23 protein-coding genes and 2 pseudogenes are annotated in these 23,214 nt (G+C 60.2%); 14 read left to right on the forward strand and 11 right to left on the reverse strand.

Translation table 11 applies throughout. The features are described 5' to 3' along the window. Nucleotides 1-80: 80 nt before the first annotated feature. Nucleotides 81-797 (forward strand): DUF4225 domain-containing protein, encoded by a 717-nt coding sequence (locus tag F6X61_RS25600; protein ID WP_153789097.1) that lies wholly within the window; start codon nucleotides 81-83, stop codon nucleotides 795-797. Further along, entirely contained in the window at nucleotides 794-1,081 is a 288-nt protein-coding gene (locus F6X61_RS25605) for a hypothetical protein (RefSeq protein WP_256671427.1), read from the forward strand. The genes F6X61_RS25600 and F6X61_RS25605 overlap by 4 nt, the downstream gene beginning before the upstream one ends. Nucleotides 1,082-1,456: 375 nt before the next feature. Here the strand turns inward: F6X61_RS25605 and F6X61_RS25610 are convergent, their stop codons facing one another. The 7 genes from F6X61_RS25610 to F6X61_RS25640 form a co-directional block, all read right to left on the reverse strand. Next, nucleotides 1,457-1,597: a hypothetical protein gene (locus F6X61_RS25610; protein ID WP_153789117.1), complete on the reverse strand. Its 141-nt coding sequence runs from the start codon at nucleotides 1,595-1,597 to the stop codon at nucleotides 1,457-1,459. Nucleotides 1,598-1,702: 105 nt separating this feature from the next. Beyond that, nucleotides 1,703-3,901 (reverse strand): OsmC domain/YcaO domain-containing protein, encoded by a 2,199-nt coding sequence (locus F6X61_RS25615; RefSeq protein WP_153789098.1) that lies wholly within the window; start codon nucleotides 3,899-3,901, stop codon nucleotides 1,703-1,705. Between the two features lie 112 nt (nucleotides 3,902-4,013). After that, on the reverse strand, nucleotides 4,014-4,301 hold the full coding sequence (locus tag F6X61_RS25620) for a DUF3077 domain-containing protein (protein ID WP_153789099.1): 288 nt from the start codon (nucleotides 4,299-4,301) through the stop codon (nucleotides 4,014-4,016). 34 nt (nucleotides 4,302-4,335) lie between these two features. Further along, complete coding sequence (locus F6X61_RS25625) at nucleotides 4,336-4,593, reverse strand: hypothetical protein (protein ID WP_153789100.1); 258 nt, start codon at nucleotides 4,591-4,593, stop codon at nucleotides 4,336-4,338. 465 nt (nucleotides 4,594-5,058) lie between these two features. Then, nucleotides 5,059-5,403, reverse strand: coding sequence for a hypothetical protein (locus tag F6X61_RS25630; RefSeq protein ID WP_110995236.1), 345 nt, complete (start codon nucleotides 5,401-5,403; stop codon nucleotides 5,059-5,061). Nucleotides 5,404-5,419: 16 nt separating this feature from the next. After that, a complete protein-coding gene (locus tag F6X61_RS25635) occupies nucleotides 5,420-5,824 on the reverse strand; it encodes a hypothetical protein (RefSeq protein ID WP_153789101.1) in 405 nt (134 codons plus the stop codon). A gap of 160 nt (nucleotides 5,825-5,984) precedes the next feature. Continuing rightward, on the reverse strand, nucleotides 5,985-7,151 hold the full coding sequence (locus F6X61_RS25640; RefSeq protein WP_153789102.1) for a PLP-dependent aminotransferase family protein: 1,167 nt from the start codon (nucleotides 7,149-7,151) through the stop codon (nucleotides 5,985-5,987). A gap of 81 nt (nucleotides 7,152-7,232) precedes the next feature. On the opposite strand from F6X61_RS25640, the gene F6X61_RS25645 reads away from it, so the two are divergent. Then, nucleotides 7,233-7,679 (forward strand): MarR family transcriptional regulator, encoded by a 447-nt coding sequence (locus F6X61_RS25645; RefSeq protein WP_153789103.1) that lies wholly within the window; start codon nucleotides 7,233-7,235, stop codon nucleotides 7,677-7,679. A gap of 445 nt (nucleotides 7,680-8,124) precedes the next feature. Continuing rightward, a complete protein-coding gene (locus F6X61_RS25650) occupies nucleotides 8,125-8,691 on the forward strand; it encodes a hypothetical protein (RefSeq protein ID WP_153789104.1) in 567 nt (188 codons plus the stop codon). 8 nt (nucleotides 8,692-8,699) lie between these two features. Here the strand turns inward: F6X61_RS25650 and F6X61_RS25655 are convergent, their stop codons facing one another. After that, nucleotides 8,700-8,900 carry a DUF1289 domain-containing protein gene (locus F6X61_RS25655; protein ID WP_153789105.1) on the reverse strand — a complete coding sequence of 67 codons (201 nt, stop codon included), beginning with the start codon at nucleotides 8,898-8,900 and terminating at the stop codon, nucleotides 8,700-8,702. A gap of 180 nt (nucleotides 8,901-9,080) precedes the next feature. On the opposite strand from F6X61_RS25655, the gene F6X61_RS25660 reads away from it, so the two are divergent. From F6X61_RS25660 to F6X61_RS25675, 4 genes are read left to right on the forward strand one after another with little or no spacing between them, the layout of a single operon-like run. Next, nucleotides 9,081-9,782: a hypothetical protein gene (locus F6X61_RS25660; RefSeq protein WP_153789106.1), complete on the forward strand. Its 702-nt coding sequence runs from the start codon at nucleotides 9,081-9,083 to the stop codon at nucleotides 9,780-9,782. Then, complete coding sequence (locus F6X61_RS25665; RefSeq protein ID WP_153789107.1) at nucleotides 9,766-10,380, forward strand: hypothetical protein; 615 nt, start codon at nucleotides 9,766-9,768, stop codon at nucleotides 10,378-10,380. The genes F6X61_RS25660 and F6X61_RS25665 overlap by 17 nt, the downstream gene beginning before the upstream one ends. Further along, nucleotides 10,370-11,974, forward strand: a complete 1,605-nt coding sequence (locus tag F6X61_RS25670; RefSeq protein WP_153789108.1) for a hypothetical protein — start codon at nucleotides 10,370-10,372, stop codon at nucleotides 11,972-11,974. Before F6X61_RS25665 ends, F6X61_RS25670 begins: the two co-directional genes overlap by 11 nt. Before the next feature lie 59 nt (nucleotides 11,975-12,033). Beyond that, nucleotides 12,034-12,417, forward strand: a complete 384-nt coding sequence (locus F6X61_RS25675) for a tautomerase family protein (protein WP_153789109.1) — start codon at nucleotides 12,034-12,036, stop codon at nucleotides 12,415-12,417. Nucleotides 12,418-12,459: 42 nt separating this feature from the next. On the opposite strand, the gene F6X61_RS27065 is transcribed toward F6X61_RS25675, so the two are convergent. Both F6X61_RS27065 and F6X61_RS27070 read right to left on the reverse strand, forming a co-directional pair. Then, nucleotides 12,460-12,939: a GNAT family N-acetyltransferase gene (locus tag F6X61_RS27065; protein WP_178125890.1), complete on the reverse strand. Its 480-nt coding sequence runs from the start codon at nucleotides 12,937-12,939 to the stop codon at nucleotides 12,460-12,462. 9 nt (nucleotides 12,940-12,948) lie between these two features. Next, nucleotides 12,949-13,386: pseudogene (locus F6X61_RS27070) on the reverse strand (GNAT family N-acetyltransferase); the annotation flags it as partial. 218 nt (nucleotides 13,387-13,604) lie between these two features. Here F6X61_RS27070 and F6X61_RS25685 point away from each other — a divergent pair. From F6X61_RS25685 to F6X61_RS25710, 6 genes are all read left to right on the forward strand, one after another. Then, complete coding sequence (locus F6X61_RS25685; RefSeq protein ID WP_153789111.1) at nucleotides 13,605-14,831, forward strand: MFS transporter; 1,227 nt, start codon at nucleotides 13,605-13,607, stop codon at nucleotides 14,829-14,831. A gap of 266 nt (nucleotides 14,832-15,097) precedes the next feature. Then, nucleotides 15,098-17,401 carry a WD40 repeat domain-containing protein gene (locus F6X61_RS25690; protein WP_153789112.1) on the forward strand — a complete coding sequence of 768 codons (2,304 nt, stop codon included), beginning with the start codon at nucleotides 15,098-15,100 and terminating at the stop codon, nucleotides 17,399-17,401. 109 nt (nucleotides 17,402-17,510) lie between these two features. Continuing rightward, on the forward strand, nucleotides 17,511-18,590 hold the full coding sequence (locus F6X61_RS25695; RefSeq protein ID WP_153789118.1) for an alpha/beta fold hydrolase: 1,080 nt from the start codon (nucleotides 17,511-17,513) through the stop codon (nucleotides 18,588-18,590). Between the two features lie 106 nt (nucleotides 18,591-18,696). Further along, the gene (locus F6X61_RS25700) at nucleotides 18,697-19,830 is read left to right on the forward strand and encodes an aminotransferase class V-fold PLP-dependent enzyme (protein ID WP_153789113.1); all 1,134 of its coding nucleotides are present in this window, start codon (nucleotides 18,697-18,699) and stop codon (nucleotides 19,828-19,830) included. Nucleotides 19,831-20,240: 410 nt separating this feature from the next. Next, a complete protein-coding gene (locus tag F6X61_RS25705; RefSeq protein WP_153789114.1) occupies nucleotides 20,241-21,704 on the forward strand; it encodes a DUF1254 domain-containing protein in 1,464 nt (487 codons plus the stop codon). Nucleotides 21,705-21,890: 186 nt separating this feature from the next. Further along, nucleotides 21,891-22,703, forward strand: a complete 813-nt coding sequence (locus F6X61_RS25710) for a transporter (RefSeq protein WP_153789115.1) — start codon at nucleotides 21,891-21,893, stop codon at nucleotides 22,701-22,703. A gap of 277 nt (nucleotides 22,704-22,980) precedes the next feature. Here F6X61_RS25710 and F6X61_RS25715 read toward each other — a convergent pair. Further along, nucleotides 22,981-23,154: pseudogene (locus tag F6X61_RS25715) on the reverse strand (transposase); the annotation flags it as partial. Nucleotides 23,155-23,214 lie beyond the last annotated feature (60 nt).

Below are 23,214 nucleotides of genomic sequence, written 5' to 3' on the forward strand. Positions count from 1 at the left end.
CTGCTTATCAGCTATCGGGCCATCAGCTGGATTCATCACGCCGCCGGAACCACCGGGTACGCCAGCTGGGGTGAGGAGTTATGAGCCAGCGTGACGAAGAATACGGTGAGCGGTTGGACGAGGCGTATTGGGAGGTGAATGCGGCGGCGTCTCGGTTGATCAGCTATGGCTGTGGGATCAGTGCTAGACACCTACGTGATCGGCGGTTGCGGATGCAGTTCAATCGGGAGTTGGCTTATTACGCTCGGCGGGTTTTGGACGATGTGTATCACCGAAAATCCAGTGCCGGAGATGCGCTTATTGAGCTGAGGAATGAAAGAGATAGGCTTAAAACTCAGTCGAGCCGTATCGGCTTGCAGGCGGTGGGTGTCGTTGGCGGAACAGGCCAGGTGATTACCGGTGCCGGTATTTGTTATGGGTCGCTCGGGTTGCTGTGCGCAACTTTGGGGGCTCCAATGATCGCGCATGGAGGGAATAACATATATGAGAATGCCCGAGGGCTGTATGAAGGGCGAGATGATGTGGAAGGACCGGTCAGGAAAGGCTATCAGGAGGTCTCGAAACGCTTAGGGTATACCGAACGGGAAGGGACACTAGCCTATTTGGCTGGTGACGGGGCACTGTCGATAGGTGGCTTAATACGGTTAGTGCCAAAGGCAGATGCGTGGAAGCTTTACAAATACTATCTTGTTGACAAGGAATTGGCGGTGCGGCAAATGAGTAAGTCTGCCCTTGCTGTGGAAGGCCTTACGAGTGGAACAACTGCTTATCAGTTTAATAAAGAAGCTAAGAAGTGAGCATCTTCGAGTTTGTGCTGGTGATTCTGGTGGATGTACCGTTAACGCTATGGCTTCGACGGCATTTTTACTCTGAAAACAGCAGTGCGCTTCGGGAAGTACTAGCTCATTTGCATGGCTTTGCAACGGGGGCATTTTATATGTTGATCTTGAAAGATGATAAGACTTTTTTCGTGGAAATTGATTATGGCGATAATTTTTATCGGGACCTAACAGTGCTGAATGCCGGCACGCTGATTATGATTTTCTTTCATGTATGGTCTATTTCGGTACGCCACAAATGAATGAATCTTGTAGGCGGGTTTGCTTTGAGGGTGAGCGTTATGCTGGTGCTGGGACGCTTTATAAACTTGCCAAGGAGTATTGGACCATCCGCTCGGGAGAAAGCCACATGGTGGTGACGCTTTAATTGCGATTCACCAGGCTACCTCAAGCAACAAAAAAGGGCTGCAAAGCAGCCCCATTCCTACAATGCAGAACTCACGGGCATTGGCAGGTAGATGGCCCAAATACTGGCCCTGCGCATGGGTCCTTACCCGGCCCGAACACCGGGCACGCGGCCTGGGCGGTCAGCGAGAACCCCAGGGAAAACAGCACAACCAACAGCACCTTCTTCATTTTCGACCTCCTGGTCTTCTTTCGAACATTCCTTGTTTGCCTCAGGGGCAGACGCACTCGGTGGGGCCGAGCACAGGCCCCGCGCAAGGGTCCGGTTGCGGCCCCAGCACTGCGCAATCAGCGTACGCCGTCATCGAGCACATCCACAGCAGCAGCGATGCCGCCAGCAGTTTGCTTTTCAACATGACCTCCTTGGTCCTGGTCTGTCCTTCGGGATGGCCGGCGCATGAACCGCCGGCCCCGGGACAGCTAAGACCAGACCCGGCGATCGCGCCAGCTTTCGCTGATCAGCCCTGCAATCCCGCCGCCTTCGCCCGCGCCGCATGCAGCTTCTTGTAGCTGTCCACCAGGCGCAGGTGGCGATCCAGGCCCTCGAGCTTCATGCTGGTCGGGGTCAGGCCGTGGAAGCGCACGCTGCCATCCACCGAGCCCAGCACCGCGTCCATGCGCTCGTTGCCGAACATGCGACGGAAGTTGTGCTCGTAATCTTCCATCTCCAGCTCGTCGTCCAGCACCACCTCCAGCACCACGTTCAGCGCCTGGTAGAACAGCCCGCGCTCAACGGTGTTGTCGTTGAACTGCAGGAACATCTCCACCAGTTCCTTGGCCTCATCGAAGCGCTGCACCGCCAGCTGGATCAGCAGCTTCAGCTCGAGAATGGTCAGCTGGCCCCACACCGTGTTGTCGTCGAACTCCACGCCGATCAGCGTGGTGATGGTGGTGTAGTCATCCACCTCGGCATTGTCCAGGCGCTTGAGCAGCAGCTTCAGCGAACGGTTGTCGAGGCTGTGCAGGTTGAGGATGTCGGCACGGAAACCCAGCGCGCGGTTGGTGTTGTCCCAGATCAGGTCCTCGACCGGGTAGATCTCCGAGTAGCCCGGCACCAGGATGCGGCAGGCGGTGGCGCCAAGGTCGTCGTACACGGCCATGTACACTTCCTTGCCCATGTCCTGGAGGATGCCGAACAAGGTGTCGGCCTCTTGTACGTTGGAGTCCTCGCCATGGCCGCTGAAGTCCCACTCGACGAATTCGTGGTCGGGCTTGGCGCCGAAGAAGCGCCACGACACCACGCCGCTGGAGTCGATGAAGTGCTCGACGAAGTTGTTCGGCTCGGTCAGTGCCAGGCTGTCGAAGGTTGGCTGCGGCAGGTCGTTCAGGCCTTCGAAGCTGCGGCCCTGCAGCAGTTCGGTAAGGCTGCGCTCCAGCGCCACTTCGAAGCTTGGGTGGGCGCCGAACGAGGCGAAGACGCCGCCGGTGCGCGGGTTCATCAGGGTCACGCACATCACCGGGAATTCACCGCCCAGCGAGGCGTCCTTGACCAGCACCGGGAAGCCCTGCTCTTCCAGCCCCTGGATACCGGCGACTATCCCTGGGTACTTGGCCAGCACCTCCTGCGGCACGTCCGGCAGGCACAGCTCGTCTTCGAGGATCTCGCGCTTGACCGCCCGCTCGAAGATCTCCGACAGGCACTGCACCTGGGCTTCGGCCAGGGTGTTGCCGGCGCTCATGCCGTTGCTCAGGTACAGGTTTTCGATCAGGTTGGACGGGAAGTACACCGTTTCACCGTCGGACTGGCGCACAAACGGCAGCGAACAGATGCCGCGCTCCTTGTTGCCCGAGTTGGTGTCGTACAGGTGCGAGCCGCGCAGCTCGTCGTCGGGGTTGAAAATCGCCAGGCAGTGCTCGTCGAGGATCTCCTCCGGCAGCGCATCCTTTGGCCCGGGCTTGAACCACTGCTCGTTGGGGTAATGCACGAACGACGCATTGGCGATGTCCTCGCCCCAGAACTGGTCGTTGTAGAAGAAGTTGCAGTTCAGGCGCTCGATGAACTCGCCCAGCGCCGAGGCCAGCGCGGCTTCCTTGGTGGCGCCCTTGCCGTTGGTGAAGCACATCGGCGACTGCGCGTCGCGCACGTGCAGCGACCACACGTTGGGCACGATGTTGCGCCACGAGGCGATCTCGATCTTCATCCCCAGGTTGGCGAGGATCGCCGACATGTTGGCGATGGTCTGCTCCAGCGGCAGGTCCTTGCCGGGGATGTAGGTGGTGCTGTCGGACACCGGCATCAGCAGCGCCTGGGCGTCGGCGTCGAGGTTGTCGACCTGTTCGATGATGAACTCGGGGCCGGTCTGCACCACTTTCTTCACGGTGCAGCGGTCGATGGAACGCAGGATACCCTGGCGGTCCTTGTCGCTGATGTCTTCGGGCAGCTCGACCTGGATCTTGAAGATCTGGTTGTAGCGGTTCTCCGGGTCGACGATGTTGTTCTGCGACAGGCGGATGTTCTCGGTGGGGATGTCGCGGGTCTGGCAGTACAGCTTGACGAAGTACGCCGCGCACAGCGCCGAGGACGCCAGGAAGTAGTCGAACGGCCCCGGGGCCGAGCCATCGCCTTTGTAGCGGATCGGCTGGTCGGCGATCACCGTGAAGTCGTCGAACTTGGCTTCGAGACGGAGGTTGTCGAGAAAATTGACCTTGATTTCCATGCGAGGGGGTACCAGGAAGCGGGGCGGAAAATGGCGGGTATTATCCGGGATTCGCCGGCGAATGTCTTGGCATGCCGCCGGGCGACCGGTAACAGGCCGCCCGGCCGTGCGCTCATGGGGTTTTGCGCATGCCCATGTGTGCGTCATCCATCAGGGCCTTGGCCAGGTCGCCGAGAAAATACCCGGCCCAGACCAGCACCGGGTCGTTTTCCATCACACCGATGAATGACGCCCGGCGGGCGCTGTCGAGCAGTTCGCTGGCCTGCTCCAGGGCGTGGTCGGCGCAGTTACCAGGCTCTACGCGAAACAGCCGCGTGCCCTCGCCCACGCCCGCGATGCAGGTGGCCGCGCCGACGGTGTAGCCGAGTTTGCCGATGCCTTCGGGTAAGTCGTTTTTCATGTGACATCCTCGCTTGGGGTTTGCATGCAGGCGCTCAGTGCAGCGTGTGCTCGCTGGGCTGTGCCCTGCGCTGCAACTGGGCCAGCGCGCATTCCACCAGGGTGCGCAGGGCGTCGAGTTCGTGCGTCACGGTCATCAGCATGATCGTGGCCGGTGATCGGGGCAGGAAGGTGAGGGATTGATGGGCCACGGCCAAGCCACACAGGGCGTGCTCCATGGCTTCGACCAGGGTGTCTTCGAGGTATTGGGGTATATCGGGGGAATGGGGTGGGTCGGGGACGATTTTGAGCATGACAACCTCCGCACATAACGAGTGGGACCGCTGCCAGATCACTTGCAGATGATAGGGAGGCGGCTACGTACGGGCCTGCAAGACCGGGCTTGGAGGTCAATTCCCGGCTGGCCCGAAGACCACCCGCACGCAGCCACCATAGAACGAAGCCGATGGCTTCGTGGGGTGGACTGAGACCGACCAAGCAACGGGCTTGCAGACCCGGCCGCTGAATTTGCAGCGGCGTGCCGAGACTAGACCTCAGTTTGATGGCGCAAAAGCCGGGAAAGCATGCTTCGGAAGGGGACCACGTGGAATAGGGATAATCCGATTCATTCTTGTAGGAAAGAGGCCTTCAGCGCGCACCGAGATTCCGCGTCGTACCAACAAGGCGGACCAAGTAATGGCACAGGAGAGACTGGCCCGCCTTGTTGGCTCACCTCAATTTAGAGATGCGCGCTGATGACGCTGCGCCAGACTCAAGACCTACTCCGCCCGAAAACTCCACACAATCTCAACCACCCGCGAAGCCAGCACCAGATAAAGCACACACAAAATCACCTGCAACACCGTGTGATAGGGCAACTTGGCCAATCGATGCAAGGTATCGCTGACATTGAGCAGCAACAGCAACGCCGAGACCAGGATCAGCCCCCATCCGGTAAAGCTCGACACCCACAGCCCCAGCAGAACCTGCTGATTGCCATGAATAGCCTCGGTCCCCGCCGCAAACAGCAGCGCGCACACCAGCAGGTTCTTGAAGTTGTCGAAGACCTTGGTACTCAGGTCGGCCTCAAGCAGTTCGAGGTACTTTCGCCACAGCCTGCGCATGGGCCGCGCTCCCGATTCAGCGGTTATAGCGAATGACGATGCCCTTCAACTTGCGTCCCTCGATGGAGCGGATATCGCGGTCCCACAGCGGCCCGCTGACATAGGCGGCCACCGGCTGGATGCGGTCGTACACCACCACCACGGCATCGCCGCCAATGCCTGCCGCCTCGCTACGCAGCTTCTGCTCGATTTGGCTGACCGAGGCCGACGCATCGGTACCGGCATCAATGACGATCTCTCCCAAGCGCACATGGGGCCGGGTCGGCTCGCTGCGCAGGATCTCCACGCTACCGGGCAGGGTCGGTGCCGGGTGCGGTGCGCCGACGTATTCGGTGGTGCGGGCGTCGATGCTGCTGCAGGCCGTGAGGGCCAGGGCCAATGCGCCCAGCAGCATGGCGGGGACGAAGCGATGCTTGAACATCCTTGGTTCTCCTTGGGGAGCGAGGGGTCGCCAGGAAGAAGGATGGTTGAGAAATGCCTGATGGCAAGTACAAGGTCCTATCGCGGGGCAAGCCCGCTCCCACGTTGACGCACACGGTCCTGTGGGAGCGGGCTTGCCCCGCGATAGCGTCGGCGAAGATTCACGCCGCCCTCGCCCGCTGCCCCTCCCGCACCACCTGCGCCAAGCGCCGCAACCCTTCCTCCAACTGCCCCGGCGCCACATGGCTGAAGTTCAGCCGCAAATGCCCATGATGCCGGTCCGGCTCGGGGAAGAACGGCTCGCCCGGCATGAACGCCACATCCACCGCCAGCGCGGCCGCCAGCAAGGTGCGGGTATCCAGCGGCTGCTTGAGGGTCAGCCAGAAGAACAGCCCGCCCTCGGGTTGCTGCCAGTCGGCAAGGTCGGCGAAGTGCGTTTGCAGCGCGGCCTGGAACGCATCGCGGCGCTCGCGGTAATAGTCACGCAGAGTCGCCAGGTGCTGCTGATGCTGCTCGCTACCCAACCACTGCAGCACCTGCCACTGGCCGACGCGGTTGGTGTGCAAGTCGGCGGCCTGCTTGAGTCGCAGCAGGTACGGGAACAGGTCCGGGCTGGCGATCAAGTAGCCGACCCGCAACCCCGGCAACAAGGTTTTCGACACGGTGCCGGTGTAGATCCAGCTGGCCTTGCGCAGGCGGCTGACGATGGGTGTGGCGCTGGCACCGTCGAAGCTCAGCTCGCGGTAAGGCTCGTCTTCGATCAGGGTGACGCCGAACTCGTCCAGCAATGCCGCCACGGCGTCGCGCTTGGCCTCGCTGTAGCGCAGGCCGGACGGGTTCTGGAAGGTCGGGATCAGATAGATGAACGCCGGGCGATGCTGTTGCAGGCGCTGACGCAAGGCGGCCAGGTCTGGCCCGTCGGCTTCCATCGGCACGGCCAGGCAATCGGCGCCGAACAGCTGGAAGATCTGCAGCGCGGCCAGGTAGGTCGGGGCCTCCAGCAACACTTCGGTACCCTTGTCCAGATACAGCTTGGCCGCCAGGTCCAGCGCCTGCTGCGAGCCGCTGACCACCAGCACTTGGCTGGCCTGGCAGTCGATGCCCAACGCCCGCGCCTCGGCCGCCAAGGCCTCGCGCAGCGCCGGCTCGCCCTCGCTCATGCCGTACTGGCCCATGGCGACCGGCATTTCATCCCACGCCACCTTGGGCAGCATGGCCTCGGCCGGCAGGCCGCCGGCGAACGACATCACCTCCGGGCGCTGGGCCGCGGCGAGGATTTCACGGATCAGGGAACTCTTGAGGCGTGTGACACGTTCGGAGAAAGCCATAGGATCACCGGTAGCGAGGTGGGGGGTAAATAAGTCAAACTGCTTGACCGAAATTACGACGACCCTCACGGATAAGTCAATATGCTTGACCTTAAAAACCCAGCCTCCCAGCAACAGGCCATGGAGGCGTTCTTCTTCGGCTACCAGGCGTTCACCGCCAAGGCTGACGAGATGCTCGAACGCCGGGGCCTGGGCCGGGTGCACCAGCGGATCGTGTTTTTCATTGCCCGTTACCCGAACCTGAGCGTCAAGGAACTGCTGGCGGTGCTCGGGGTGAGCAAGCAGGCGTTGAACATGCCGCTGCGCCAACTGATGGAAATGCGGTTGGTGGATAGCCAGGCGTGCGAGGCCGACAAGCGCATGCGCCTGCTCCAGTTGACCGAAGAAGGCGCGCGCCTGGAACAGGCCCTGCGCCGCGAGCAGGTGAAGCTGCTGGAGCGGGTGTTTGCCGAAGCTGGGGACGCGGCGGTCAATGGCTGGCTGGCGGTCAACCAGGCACTGGCCGGGAACCCGCCTTCGGCTGATTGAGACATGGCCGCGACTTCGCAACGCCCACCGCGATACCGCGCCATGCCAACAAGGCGGACAGCGGTGATGGCCCAGGCATAACTGGCCCGAAACAGATGTAGGAGCGGCCTTGCGTCGCGATGCGCCGCGCGGGCGGCGCTCGATCTCATAAGCGCTGCAAAAACACCGGCGGACACCTGGTGGCCATTACACAATCCTGATTTTCCAGGGCCAGCGGTGTGACGCCCAAGGGTCTGTCTTGAAATCGCATGTGAGCCACCAGGTGCATGGCGACAGATGTGCAGCGTCCTCAAGATCGAGCGCCGCCCGCGCGGCGCATCGCGACGCAAGGCCGCTCCTACATCTGTTTCGGGCCAATTATTCCTGTGAATGTAGCGGCGCCTGCCTTGGTGCATGGCAGTGGCTATGCTCTCTTGAGCCCGTCACGCAGAACTCAGGACACAGAATGGGACTTTTCGACCGTTTGTTCGGCGGCCGTTTCACCCAGCCGCCACCGGATGAGCCGACGCTCAGCGACGCCGCGATCATGCGCGAGCTGCACCCCTACCGCCCGGGCCTCAAGGCCTTCTCCCAAGCCCTGCTGGCGCACCTGCCCGAGCAGGAGCGCGCCCGGCTGGTCAGGCGGGTGCTGCGCATCTACGGCCAGGGTGAGGAGCCGGCCAGTGCGTTGAGCCTGGCCTTGCTGGCCCCGGACAAGGTCTTGCCGGTTGAACAGCGGGCGCTGCTGGCCGTGGACTGGAACGGTTTCGACAGTTTCGAGTATCTGGCCCCCTACCTGGTCAAGGCCAGCGGCGTGACCGAGCGCTATGCCTATGAACACGACGGCACCCAGACCATGGCCCAGGTGCTGAGCGGTTTTGACCATTGGCTGGCGGGCCAGGGCAAACGCTTCCTGCAACTGGACACCGGCGGCGACGAATACGTGGGCTGCATCGTTGCAGCCGACCAGGTCGACAGCATGATCGAACTGGCGCAGCAAGCCGGCATCGAGGCTGGCCTGGAAAGCTTCTGAACGCGGCGCTAGTCGTTCGCCTGGCGTTTGGCGTTCTTCTTGACGATGGCCTTCATGCGGGTGGCGGCGCGCTGCACCGTCGCCATCTTTTCCGGGCGCTTCATGCCGCGCCATTTGCGGATTTCTTCGCGGGTACGGCCACAGCTCACGCACAGCTCGCTGTTGAGCTGGCACAGCGAGACGCAGGGGTTGTCGATGTCTTTGGCCATGGGGCTGCTCCGGTTGCGGGCGCGGATGATACGCCAGATGCGCCGGCCTGCCACCTGCCCAGCCCCAGGCCGACAGCCTGTTGCGTGCAACGGGAAGCCCCCGGGGCCAGTTGACGGCAAGACCGGCTCGCCTACGCTGAGAAGACGCATGACTGCTCCCTGACCAGTGGAGGAGTGAAAGTGCCTAAAGGACACACACCAAAACGAAGCGGCATTGTCCGTTCGTTTGCCATGACGGTGCTCTATGTATTTCTCTGCATCCCTTATGGCCACGCTTCCAGTTTCGGCACAGAAGCGTTCGCTTCGCTATATCCCTTGCTGGCTCAATTGTCAGACCAGAACAGTGCGGACAACGAAGCGCTGCAGGCCGAGATCGACAAGACCTCAAGCGCCTTTGACGCGATCGTCAAAGAGTTCAATGGACGTGACGCCCCCCTTCCCACAGCATTCAATGCATCGATAGAGGCCTATCGCGAGCAACTTTCCCGTGCGCTTGGCACCCACAACCCCAAAGAAGCCATTGAAGTCATGAGCGCAGTCCGGCAGGACGCCGAACTGAAACGCCAGTTCCTGTTCAGTACCTCCGGCTTCTCCCCTTTTGACAGGCCCATGCTGGTAACGGTCAGCGTCGTCACCTATCGCGGCAACAAAGATGAACCGGGGTACACGGTGACCTGCAACCCCTTTCGCGACGCATCGCAGAAAAGCCATGCACGCTTCCCTTTTGCCTCGGATACCAACCAGGCGTCACTGCCCATGCCGCCCGGGCGCTATCGGCTGCAGCTGTACAAGGGGAAAACACTCCTGCTTAGCCGAGACCTTCTGATCGGTCTGTCGTCCAAGCCCACCGAGGAGGTGAGAATAGATGTCTCCAACTTCTGACCCCTCGCCGCCGGATGTAAAAGCGCTGTGGAAACCGATCCTGGCCGTGTCGACCTGGATTGCCATTACCTTCTGCGCGAACTTCAGCTTCGCCATCAAGCTCTCATCCGTCTCGGACCTCGACAGCACGGTGCTGGCCTGCGCCAATGTACTGGTCGCGTTGATCACCGGGTTCATCACCCTCTTCGCCTATCGGGCGAGCGAGCGCAAAACCAGACCGTTCTGGACTCGCCTGGCCCTTGTCAGTGGCGGGCTGTTCCTGCTGGCCTTCTTCTCGTTCATGATCCTGCGCTCACTCTGGACCTGCCAATACACCCAGGCAGTGCGCCTGGTGATCGGCCTGACACCGACAGCAGACTTGTTGAGCTACCTGGCAACTTTCGACGCGTCGCAGACGCCCACATGCTCCGAGCTGCTGGCCGATTATGCCGGGGTCACCGAGCGCATGTACGCCCCCACTGCGCTGCTCGCCCGCTTTACTTCCCTGGTCGTCATATTCCTGGTCATCTGGTGCTCCCTGGCCTGCGCCGTCATCTCCATTGCCTATGGCCTGGCCGCGCCAGCACGCCCTGGCGAGAGGTTGAGTCATGCGCCTTGAAAGAACATTCGCGCTCGTCCAGTGCATGTGCCTGCTCTGCGCCCTGGCGGTATCGACAAGCGCACGCAGCGAGACCATCGACGCTGTCTTCGACGAAATGAAACAGCTGGCCGAGCAGCGCTGGCACATCCCGGCGACCTCACTGCAAAAGGTCGAGGGCAACCAGATAGCCACGGGGGTCGATGGCAACATCCTGGTCGGCAAGGACTTCCTTGCACACTTCACCCGCGACCTGCCAGAGAATCAGGTCCAATCCGCACTGCGCTTCGTGATGCTCCACGAACTGGTTCATGTCGCGCAAAGCCACGACATCCCCGACGTTTCCCCTGCCGACCCGTCCCGCAAGGCCTTTGAATGCCAGGCAGACATGCTGGCGGCCACGGCGGCGCTTGAAACCCAGATCATGGGGATCTCGCTGTCTGACAAGACCGGCGCGGGAGGGAAAGAGCTGCTGGCGACGGCGCGCCAGTTCAAACAGCTTGGCGCCCATGCCGAACAGCAGGATGTGGCCTCGAAGACCTTGTCCGGGCACCTCGACAAGCGCCAACGAGCACTGGCCGTGCAGTTCGGCCTGATACGTGCCATGCACACCTGGATGACTGCCACCAATCAACAAGGCGAACGGGCCGAACAGGCACGCGCTGCCATACAGAATCTGCTGGGTCCGAACGATATCAGTGATGAACGGGCCTGGAGCATGACACTGTGCAACGCGATCACCCGTACGACACAGACGGCGGTCAACGCAATTGCGATGAACACCAGGATGGACGTTAACGATGACACCATAGAGACCGATGAGAACTATCGCATCCACAAGAAGTACAACTACACCATTACCAATACGGCACCGTACACCGTGGCCATCAACTTGATCGTGCTTTCCGGCAGCTACCCAAAAGGCGCCGACGATCGTTATGAGGACTACGTCATATCGGACGCCGCTTACAGTTCGGTAGAGATTCCACCCCGTTCGAAAGGTGTCCTTTCAGGGACCTATACGTTTGCCTCCTACGATCCCAACCTGCGTTCAGGTTTTTCCTGGGAGATTCCTTTCGACAAGAATGCGCTGGTATCCGCCAGCTACCTTGGCAATAAAGTGGCCATGCCAAACTGCAATGACAATTGGAAAAATCTAGGTTCGAGTGCGCCCGAACAGATGGCTTCGGCACTGGTACGCATCGGCATGGCCGCGAAGAAAAATTTCGCGGCCATCGCGGCAGACCCCGTGAACCCGGGGTTGATCGACAACGTGGTGCATTCGACGATCGCTGTCCCTGGGGCTACTGATGTCACCCTATACCAGCAGACAACCAACCCATTCGCGGTCGTCACGCTCTACTCGGGCGACAGTCTTCAAGAAGCGATCAAGATGTATGAGGCCACTGCCGCTGATTTCAAGAAGCTGTGTGACGCCAAGGGCGTCAAGATCACCTCGGATGAAAAACCCGACCCTCCCAAGCGTCGCTTGACGTTCGAGAACCTGACCGGCTACAGCGAAGCGAGCTTGTCGCTCAGTTCGAGGAAAAAAGACAAGAGCGCTACCGCCCCCCTTGAATACAGCGTTTCCTGGGACATCTATCCCACCGACTGAGGGCCCTTTCTCGCGCCGGTGGCCCTCGCTCTTCCATGATCCTTCGCAAGGAGCCCGTCATGCCTCTGGTCCGTATCGATATCAAAAAGCACCCCGACCGCAACCATGTGCGCAAAATCGGTGAGGTCGTCTATGCCAGCATGAAGCGCACCATCAACGTCCCCGAGCATGACAACTTCCAGATCCTGACCGAGCATGACCATGACCGCCTGGTGAACGACCCGCAGTACCTGGGCATCCAGCGCTCGGACGGCCAGGTGTTCATCCAGATCACCCTCAGCGAAGGGCGCACCGTCGAGCAGAAGCAGGCGTTGTACCTGGCCATCGCCGAAGGGCTCAACCAGCAGGCGGGGGTGCGCATGGAGGATGTGTTCATCAACCTGGTCGAGGTGCGCAAGGAGAACTGGTCGTTCGGCCACGGGGTCGCGCAATACGCCATATGAGCAAGTCGGGCTTTGCGCTCACCGAGGCAGAGCCCTGCATCATCACCCTGCAACCCAAACCATTGTCTGCACCTTGATCTGCGGATGACTCTCCAGCGCTTCCCATTCGTCGAGGAAGACAAAGCCCTGCCTCAAATAGAACCCCACCGCCCGGGCATTCTCCGGCGCGACATCAAGGAAGACACGGTCATGACCACGCTCCAGCGCCCGAGCCTTGACCGCCTCGACCAGGCGGGCCGCAGCGCCGCTGCCCCGGGCCGCAGGGTCGATCCACATGCCAATCAGGTTGAAGCGCCCTGCGTCACTGACCCCAGCCCCGACCATCCCCAGCGGCCTCTCGCCAAGCACAGCCAACCAGAACGCCGTGCCCGTCGATGAGGCACGTTGCTGCCATTGTTCATCGCTGTAGCGGACGGCGGCCTGGTAACTCACGCCAAAGGCTGTGGGGCTGTCCAGAAGCGCGGCAAGCCGCACCTGCTTCAAGCGCTGCCAATCCTGCGTCGTCGTCAGGCGAATATCCATGCCCTCTACGCGACGCTTCTCATAGCGCACATCCCGGTCATCGACCGCCTCGATGCAAGTCCACCCCAATCGCTGGTAAAAGCCATTCGCTCGAATGACTTCATTGCCGTCGGTGGTCAGGTGGATCTGCTCGTGACGCTGGAACAGCGCTTGTTCTGCCCGCTGCAACAGCAAGCGCCCCAAACCTTTGCCTTCATGCTGCGGGCGTACGAACAGGGCGAACACTTCCCCTTCGTCGTGATCCACCATGACAAACCCGGCAGGCTCCTGATGCCATTCGGCAATCCAGGCGCAGGGGCCACTGCCGATGGCATCAGCGAGCGCGACCGCCGTAATGCCCATGGCATGCAGTTGTTCACGGGAGAGGTGGTTCTGTTTCACGCTGGTGCGGATATCGAACAGCAGCTCGATATCAGCGGGCGAAGCCTGACGCAGGGTTGCGCTCATCTCCGAACATCCTTGTCGTTGCCGATGAAGCCGGCAGCATAGCAACTCACTGCGCAGTCGCGTACGGCGTCCCGGCGGGTCTTATCGATTGCACTGATGATTACTATCGAAGGCCCCGTCTGTCGGCTTGGCAAAACCGACTCTTATAATCGCCTCCCAATTGCCTCCCGCTCCCCGCGCCTGCCTTCAGGCGACCTTCCCCCTTGGAACCCAGCACCATGCCAAGCCCCAGCCAGGCCCCTCAGGGCCTTCCCGAACATGATCAACAGAGCGTCAGCCAGCAGTGGCTGGCGATTCTCTCGGTCGCCGTGGGCGCTTTCGCCCTGGTGACCAGCGAGTTTCTCCCGGTGGGCGTACTCAACGACGTTGCCAGCGACCTGGGCATCAGCGCCGGCCAGGCCGGCCTGATGGTGACCCTGCCGGGCATCATGGCCGCCCTCGCCGCTCCCTTGCTGTCGGTGGGCATCGGCGCCCTGGACCGTCGCTACCTGCTGATCGGCCTGACCCTGGTCATGATCATCGCCAACGCCGTCGTGGCCTACGCCAGCGACTTCAGCCTGCTGCTGTTCGGTCGTGTGCTGCTGGGTATCAGCATCGGTGGCTTCTGGGCCACCGCCATTGCCCTCAGCGGCCGCCTTGCGCCCAAGGGCGTGGGCGTGGCCCAGGCCACCTCGATCATCATGGTCGGCGTGACCCTGGCCACCGTGCTGGGCGTGCCCGTCGGCACCTGGCTGAGCGGCCTGATGGGCTGGCGCATGACCTTCCTGGCCACCGCGCTGGTGGGCGTGCCGGTGCTGCTGGCGCAGATCTTCCTGCTGCCGCGGCTCAACCCGGACAGGGCCATCCGCGTCAGCGACCTGCCGGCCTTGTTCATCAACCCACAGGCACGGGTGGGCTTGATCGCCGTATTGCTGATTGGCCTGGCGCACTTTGCTGCTTACACCTATGTAGCGCCGTTCTTCAAACAGAGTGCCGGCTTCGATGGGCCAACCATTGGCTCGTTGCTACTGCTCTATGGCGTGGCCGGGGTAGTAGGCAACCTGTTCGCCGGTTTCGCCGCCAACCGCAGCGTGCGCCACACGCTGATGCTGGTGGCACTGATGATTGCCGTGAGCACCGCGCTATTCCCCTACTTCGCCACCGGCATGACCGGCGCTGCGATGCTGATCGCGCTCTGGGGCTTTGCCTTCGGCGCCTTCCCGGCCTGCGCCAGCATCTGGATGTTCGTAGTGGCGCCCAAGGATGTCGAACGCGGCATGCCGCTGTTCGTTGCCATGTTCCAGGTGATCATTGCGCTGGGCTCGTTCTTTGGCGGGCGTATCGTCGACCAGCTGGGCAGCTCGGTGCTGTTGAGCCTGGCCACGGCGTTGGTGGGGTGCGGGTTCGTCACGGTGCTGGTGCTGGGGCGCAATGTCAGCAACAGCCTGGCGGCACAGCCCGGCTGACCGTATTAACGCTAACAGACGCGTAGCCTCGTCCGGTCATCTGTACGGGGCTACTCTCGACTCATCTGAACGCACTCGATTCAAGCCGTGTTATTTCAATTGAATCAGTTGACCCTCTGATCCGCTCACCTAACCTCTTAAGTTAATGGCGCTCTGTAATCTCCTTCCGACAAGGAAGACAATTCAGTCCGTGACCTGACTACGTCGAGCGCTTGAGCGCAGATCGCAACGCCATGCTGAAACGAGCAGCAGGGTTGGAGAGGGTCATGAATATCTGGCTTGCGTGGTGGAAAGACTATTGGCTTACCCCGCTGTTTCCTCGCCGCCGGCCATTGCTGCACATCGCTTTGTTTATCGCCTGTGGCGCATGCCTCGCGCTCGACGTTGCGGCACAAGAATCAGCATGCAAAAACCCGTTGCTGGTAGAAGAGCCCGGCACCTTGGGCGGGCACCTTGCCATTTCAACAGACAGCACCCTGCTGGCCACCGACGCTGACGACGGTTATGGCGCGGTCATGGATATCACCGTCAGAGACCTGGCCACAGGTGACGCTATTCGGCGCTGGTCGTTCCCGCAGGAGCGCCTGCAGCAATTGTGTTTCATCGATAAAAGCCGGCTTCTCGTGGCGGGCAGCGACTCAGGCACACTGCGGCTGCTCAATCCGGATACGGGCGAGGTTGTGGCCAAACCTGGCGCAGCCGGACTGTCTCCGATACTGGGCTTCGATTGCCCCATCAATGGCGGCGCTGCGCTGACTCAGTTTGCCGTTCCGCGCGGCACGATAGAATGGTTTTCGAACAACCTGGAGCCCACCGGTAGATTTGAAACCCTGTCCGGGACAACACTGATAGCGTCAGCCACACTGCACAATCAGGCACTGGTCCTGACAAAAACCATGATTGCTGAGCAGCCTCCAGGCGTGGAGGACGTACTGAGCGGCAATGAAGTATCCACCACGAACTACGCCCTGCTCATGGTGAGCGCACAAGACAATGCAGTGTTGTGGCGCACCGAATTGAATGTCACGCCGCAGGATTCCGTGATCCTGGACCGGTCAGGCAGTGTCGGCGCATGGATGGATGAAACGGGCTACCTTCACATCGTCAATGCACGCAGCGGTGAAGAAACCCATCGCGTAAAACTTGCCCCCTTTTCATTCCCACGCTTCACGTTCAGTGAGCAAGGGCGATTCCTCGTCATTTCGGAATTGGGTGAATTGCGTTCGTTTGTCGTTGATGTTCAGTCCGGCAAAGTCATCAATGAAACACAATCGAAAGAAATCCTTGCCCTTGGAGAAGATGGAAGCCCTCGACTGCTGCGGATGTCGGGGAATGAGGGGCTCGAGATCGCCTCGGTAGGGAAAGACGGCGCCGTTGCACAGCGCATCCAGGGCCGCCTGCAGATTCCCTCGCTGGTTCCCCAGCCACCGGGCCGGCTCTTCCTGAGTGGCCAGAAATTCGACTACTCACTCAGCATCAAAGACCGCAAGATCACCCCGTTCAGCAAGCCAGTCGACGTGGTTGCGACCCATGCGGCGTGGATGGCACCCGAAACCACCCTGCGTATTTACGAACGGTCTGACGGGAACTGGTCAATCGGGAACCAGAACGGCACGGATGAACCAGTGCGTCTACCCGCGAACAGCAAAGGCCTGTCAGTCGCGGCCTTGGGCGAAAGCTCGGGATTGCTGATGGCGTCTGTCACGCAAGAGGATCTTGAGCGAATCAAAACGGCCGTGGAGGCCTGGTCCGACAGTATCGGGGAAAATGCAACCGCGTCCGAACTGAACAGCGTTCTGCTTTCCACCAACACAACGCTGTACCAGGTGGATTTCACAGGTGCCGCCAAGAAGACGCTGTCATTTCAGGGCGCTGTTTCGGCCATGGCAATCAGCGCTGATCAACAATCCATTGCTCGATTCCAGCCACCTGACCTGCAGGTCTTCGATGCCCACACCGGACAAGGCACCTTCAAGACAGTCATTCCCGACGTCACGACCATGATTAAGTTCTCCCCGACTCATGCGTGGATCGCCTTCACCCGCGACCCGAACATTGAAGTCAGGGACTGGCGTAACGACACACTGATAAAAACAATCACACGTGAAAGGGCACTGGGCGATGGCTTCGACTTTTCCGCCGACGGGCAGTCGCTCATTTATGCCAATGGCGCGACGGTGCACATTATTTCACTGGCAACGCCTCACGCCGCAAAAGAGGCTCTGCCAGCCCACACCCTCATCGATTACAAGGCGGACGGCGCAGTCGGAACCATCACTGCGCTCAACGATAACTTCTTCGCCGGGCTGTCCAGTTCAGGGGCAGTGAACATCTGGAAAATCGGGCAAGCTGCGCCCGCGGCTCGGTTGATCTTCGAGAAAAACGGAACATGGACGGTGATCGACGACAAAGGTCGCTTCGACACCTCCTCTATTGAAACCAATAACGCGGTGCGCCTTTACAGTAGGGAGAATGCCGCAAACCGTCTGAGCCCCCAGGCATGCCGCGACATCAGCTGGATTCCAGGTTTGTTGAACGAAGTACTCGCAGAAACAGTCACTGCACCCTAGATCGATGCGAGGATTGTGGGCTTTAATGCCCCGGGCGCCCATGGAAGGTGAAAGCGCCCCACCCCGGGCCCAAGTGCCACACATCCGTCCAATCAAGGAAGAGACGACATTGAAAACAACATTCTCCGCACTGTTGCTGGCCTGCATGACAACCACCGTATGGGCCGACGGCAACTCCGTCGGCTTCCGCGCCTCCACGCTGACGGATCCGCACAATGACCGTGCACTGGAGATGGTGGTCTGGTATCCGAGTAAAGCCATCACCGACACACAACTGATTGGCGACAATGCGGTGTTCGTCGGTGCTTCGGCGGTTCGTGACGCGGCGCCTGCCGCCGGTAAACATCCGTTGGTGGTGCTATCCCATGGTTACCAGGGCAACTGGCGCAATCAGGTCTGGCTGGCCAGTGCGCTGGCCCACAAAGGCTACATCGTCGCCGCAGTCAACCACCCTGGCACCACGACCCATGACCGCAGCCCGCAAGCAGCGGCGCAGTTATGGCAGCGCCCCGTTGATCTGGGTCGGGCCATCGATGCGGTCGTCGCTCAACCTGAAAAATTCGGTGCGGTCGCCGAGGGCCGAATTGCAGCCGTGGGCCACTCGCTCGGCGGCTGGACCGCCCTGGAGATCGCCGGGGCGCGCTTCGATCCAGAGCGCTTCGAACAAGACTGCAACGCCCATCCAGAGTTAGCCAGTTGCACCGTTTACGCACGGATGAAACCCGCAAGTACCACAGAGGGCAAGGCTGCGCTGGGCGCCGATTGGCGCGACGCACGCGTCACGGCAGTAGTCGCTCTGGACCTGGGCCTTTCGCGGGGGCTGACCGATCAAAGCCTGGCCGCCCTGCCGGTACCCGCCCTGGTGATCGCAGCGGGCGTGCCGTCCCGTGAACTGCCTGCTGAGCTGGAGTCGGCCAACCTGGCCAAACGCCTGCCTGCAGCCTCCAGTCGTTACGTCGAGATCAGCGACGCCAGCCATTTCACCTTCATGTCGATATGCAAACCGGGCGCGCAGTCAGTGCTCGAGGCAGAAGTACCGGGGGATGGCATCATTTGCAGCGATGGCGAGAACGGTCGTGCGCGGGATGTCATACAGCAGCAGGTTTCATCGCTGATCGCAGCGTTTCTGGAGCAATCACCTGGCTACGAGCAAGACAGCTTGGTGATTCGCGCTCCCACAGGAATCTGAGCTGCCAGGCTGCTAACTTGAACGTCCAGCCCCAATCAATCTTGTCATTTGCCAGGGCTTGGAACAGGGTCCATACCAATGACATCTCTGGTAAAGGAGTCACCGCATGTCGAAGCTTTATCCCAGCATTGATCCCGAGGGGCTGGTCGAGTACTCGGTGGTCTACACCGACCGCTCGCTCAACCACATGTCGCAGACATTTCAAGGGGTGATGAAGAACATCTCCAAGACCCTGAAACAGGTCTACAACGCCCAGGCTGTTGCGGTAGTGCCGGGCAGCGGTACATTCGGCATGGAAGCGGTAGCGCGACAGTTTGCCACCGGCCAGCAATGCCTGGTGATCCGCAACGGCTGGTTCAGTTATCGCTGGAGCCAGATCCTTGAGATGGGCAACATCCCGGCGGCCACCACGGTGCTCAAAGCCCGGCCGGTCGACACCGGTCGCCAGGCAGCCTACGCGCCACCACCTCTGGACGAAGTGCTGGCGGCCATCGAGACGCACAAGCCGCAGATTGTCTTCGCCCCCCACGTTGAAACCTCATCCGGGATCATCCTGCCCGACGATTACCTGCGTGCTGTCGGCGACGCCGTGCATGCGGTGGGCGGCCTGTTCGTGCTGGACTGCATCGCCTCAGGCACGCTTTGGGTCGATATGCACAAGTGCGCCGTCGACCTGCTGATCAGCGCACCGCAGAAAGGCTGGAGCGCCTCCCCTTGCTGCGCCCTGGTGATGCTCAGTGCCTTGGCCCTCGAGCGCATCGAGCACACGCAAAGCAGCAGCTTTGCCTGCGACCTGAAAAAGTGGCTGCAGATCATGCAGGCCTACGAACAGGGCGGACATGCCTACCATGCGACCATGCCCAGCGATGCGCTGGCGCGATTCAACGACGTGATGAACGAGACGCAAGCCTACGGCTTCGACAAGGTCCGCGACGAACAGTGGGCTCTGGGCAAGCGGGTGCGCGCCATGTTGACCGGCAAAGGCATCAAGAGCGTGGCCGCAGCCGGGTTCGAGGCTCCGGGCGTAGTGGTGAGCTACACCGATGATGCCGACATCAAGAACGGCAAGAAATTTGCCGAGCACGGCCTGCAGATCGCAGCCGGCGTGCCGTTGCAATGTGACGAACCGGCCGACTTCCAGACCTTCCGTATCGGTCTGTTCGGGCTCGAAAAACTGCACAATATCGAGCGTACGGTCAGCACCCTTGAGCAGGCACTCGATGAAGTGATGGCGAACTAAGCCCGCCTCTGGGCTGCAGCACAGCTGCCGGTGCCTGCGTCGGGTCGAAAGCTGCCGGTCGTTATTGACCGCTTTCGACCCATAGCTGCCGTTCGGGACCTGCGGCAACCGGCCAAAACGGACATTTACCCTCCCCTCAATTTAGCCTCAACTACACTCCTTCCCGTTCACTGCTTAACCCCCAGTGGATGCTGGGCCCTATTGGACAACTCCCTATAGGGCCAACTGCGTTGCTGACAGGCGTTGCCTTGTTGGCGTCCTAGCTAGCGGCCCCCTAAAGCTTTTGATAGTCCAATGTTTTCGGGCAGCAGATTTTCAGCGCTTTTCCATTGACCTGATGGTTGTTCTGGCTCAATTCCAGGCGGAAGACCCCGTAGTCGGATGCCTTTCGAAATAGGAGTTTTCGAAAAATGAAGTCGACTTTCCATTACACCCTGGTGGCTTTGGCATTGAGTGCTTCGATGGTGGGCACCGTTCAGGCGGGTGACAACTCCGCTGGCAAACCTGCGGGCGAGGTTGCCGGTATCCCCGCTGGCACCGTGATCACGCCATCCAGCGCGAAGGTCATCGCTCAGGATACCTATCTATGGGCTTGGCCCATCGTCAACGCATTCAACCGTCGTGCCTCTTTCGCTAAAGCACCGGAGCCCGGCCTGATGGGCGGCATACTACCGGCCGCGCCAACCGGTTACGTGAGCATGCTCAGCGACTACATTTCCCCAGAGCAGCGTTGGGTGGCGCACCCCAACCAGGATGTGGTCTACGGCTTCGGGTTCGGCGCGACCGACGATGATCCGGTTGTTTTGCAAGTGCCAGACTTTGGTGACCGCTTCTGGGTGTATGCCTTATACGATGCGCGTAGCGAAGAGTTCTCCAAGCTTGGCAAACAGTACGGAACCAAGCCTGGCAACTATTTGGTTGTCGGACCGAACTGGAAAGGAACGGTACCGCAGGGCATCACCGACGTCATCAAGGCGCCCACCGAACTTGTTGCAATGGGGCCACGGGTATTCATGGGTGACAGCGAGGAAGACCATGCAGCGGTCAAGAAAATCCTCCAGCAGGTTGTGGTGTACCCGCTGAGCAAATACACCGGCGAATCGGTGACCAAGGACTGGACCAAAACCCCGCACTTCCCGGCCGCACAAAGTTCTTCCACCGAAACGCGCTGGGTCGAGCCGAAGACCTTCTTCGACCAATTGCCAGGTATTCTTGAAAAGGTGCCACCGCTGGCGGGAGAAGAAAGCCGCTATGCCATGATGCACGCCTTGCTCGATGCCGCAGCGAAGGACCCGGCAATCAAGGATGTTCTGGTCAAGACAGCGGTTGAAACCGAAGAGCAGGTAATCGCACCGCTGTTTTCCTTCCGTACCAACGGTTCGCGCCTGCCCAATGGCTGGAACTCGCCAACCAATGTGGCCCGCTGGGGCAACGACTACCTGACACGCACCGCCACCGCCAAGTCGAACATGTACACCAATCAACCGGAAGAGACCCGCTATTTCTTCCAGGAAGTAGACCAGAACGGGCAACGGCTGGACGGTAAGCACAAATATACCGTGACCTTCGCCAAGGGTCAGACGCCACCTGTAGATGGCTTTTGGTCGCTGACTATGTACGACCCCAAGCACTTCTTCGCCCCCAACGCCATGAAGCGTTATTCACTGGGCACCAAGAATCAGAAGAACATGAAGTTCAACGATGACGGTTCGCTGACCCTGTATGTGCAGCATGACTCACCCGGCAAGGACAAGGAGAGCAACTGGTTGCCGGCGCCGCAAAGCGAGTTCGAGGTCACCATCCGCACGTATTGGCCGAAGGCCGACGTACTTAATGGACAGTGGACGCCGCCTGCGGTTGTTCAGGTGAAGTAGAGACCTGATTGGCAGGTACGACACTACGAGCGAGTTACCGGTGTCCGCTGCATGATACTAAGGTGAGGAACGACTCAGGGACGAGGCCTTCGATTGGCAGGTATCAATGAATCAGTTTCATGAGAAAAGAGAAACGGGACAGCATCCTTTAAGTTTTCTTTCGACGCTCACCGTAAGGGAGGCAACATGGAAAGAGTTCATCTCACGCACTTGTCAGCCATGTTGGTTGCCTTGCAGTTTGGTTTTGCCCAGGCTGAAGATTCGGCGGAGTTGGCCAAGGCAGCGCTGAACCCTGTCGCTGCCATGTACAGCCTGCCCGTGCAGTACAACTGGGATCAAAAAATGGGCGCCACCGGTGAGGGCATGCACAGCGTCACAAATATCCAGCCGGTGCTCCCGTTCACGCTGAACGAAGACTGGAACCTCATTTCCCGCACCATCCTGCCGGTCATCGATCAACACGGCCTGGCACCGGATAGCGCGGCAGACAAGTCGGGAGTTGGAGACATCACCCAGAGCTTTTTCTTCTCGCCCAGTAAACCCACCGACAGTGGCTGGATTCTGGGTGTCGGCCCTGCCCTGTTAATTCCGGCCGGTAGTAACGATCTGCTAAGCAACAAACAATGGGGTCTGGGCCCGACCGCAGTGGCGCTCAAGCAATCGAATGGCTGGACACGCGGCATCCTCGCCAACCATATCTGGGGCTTGGATGACAGCCCTCCGGACGACAAAGAGAAGGTCAACCAAACGTTCCTGCAACCCTTCCTGTCCTACACAACCAAGTCGCTAACCACCTACGGCATCAACACCGAATCGACTTATGACTGGCAAGCGAAAGAATGGTCGGTGCCGATCAATCTTACCGTTACCCAACTACTGAAAATTGGGGGGCAGCCTATAACGATCCAGGCCGGTCCCAGGTATTGGCTAGACAGATCGGGAGACGGCCCCCAAGGCTGGGGATTTCGTGCAGCGGTGACGTTGTTATTTCCTCGTTGACCTCAAGCAGATGTAATTCTAGTCGCGTATAGCTCCTTCGCTCTTAGCTGGAGTTGCCTGATTGGGAAATGTTCGGGATCAATCGTGATCGTCCGCTATGGGTCGTTTGCGGTCATTCGCGAGCGGCTGCTTTCCACCCATAGCGGACTTCCGAGACCACCCGAACCAGACACTCTAGGGATTTATGGGCTACACAACCGCCGGCTTTCGATGGGCGCTGGCTAACTCGCTTGAATGAGTCATTATCAGGTACCTCACCTGCAAACGGCAGCGGTCAAGGGCCGAATCGCTCTGGCATGTCTCGCCATGCCGCACCGGAGCAAAGTACCCACAACATGCCATTCAACATCAAGCGATCATCGACTCTTGGGCGTCCGGTACGTCGATGAGCTGTAAAAAGATCAGCGACTAAATCCCAGTCTGCGTCGGAAAGTTCGTAGCGCTTGGGCATGGCAGAATCCTTCGCCTAAAAGGCGAGAACTCTACGTAAAATCCGGCCTCCAGAGGCGCT

It is taken from the genome of Pseudomonas sp. EMN2 (assembly GCF_009650555.1).
In the GTDB taxonomy this organism is placed as follows: domain Bacteria; phylum Pseudomonadota; class Gammaproteobacteria; order Pseudomonadales; family Pseudomonadaceae; genus Aquipseudomonas; species Aquipseudomonas sichuanensis.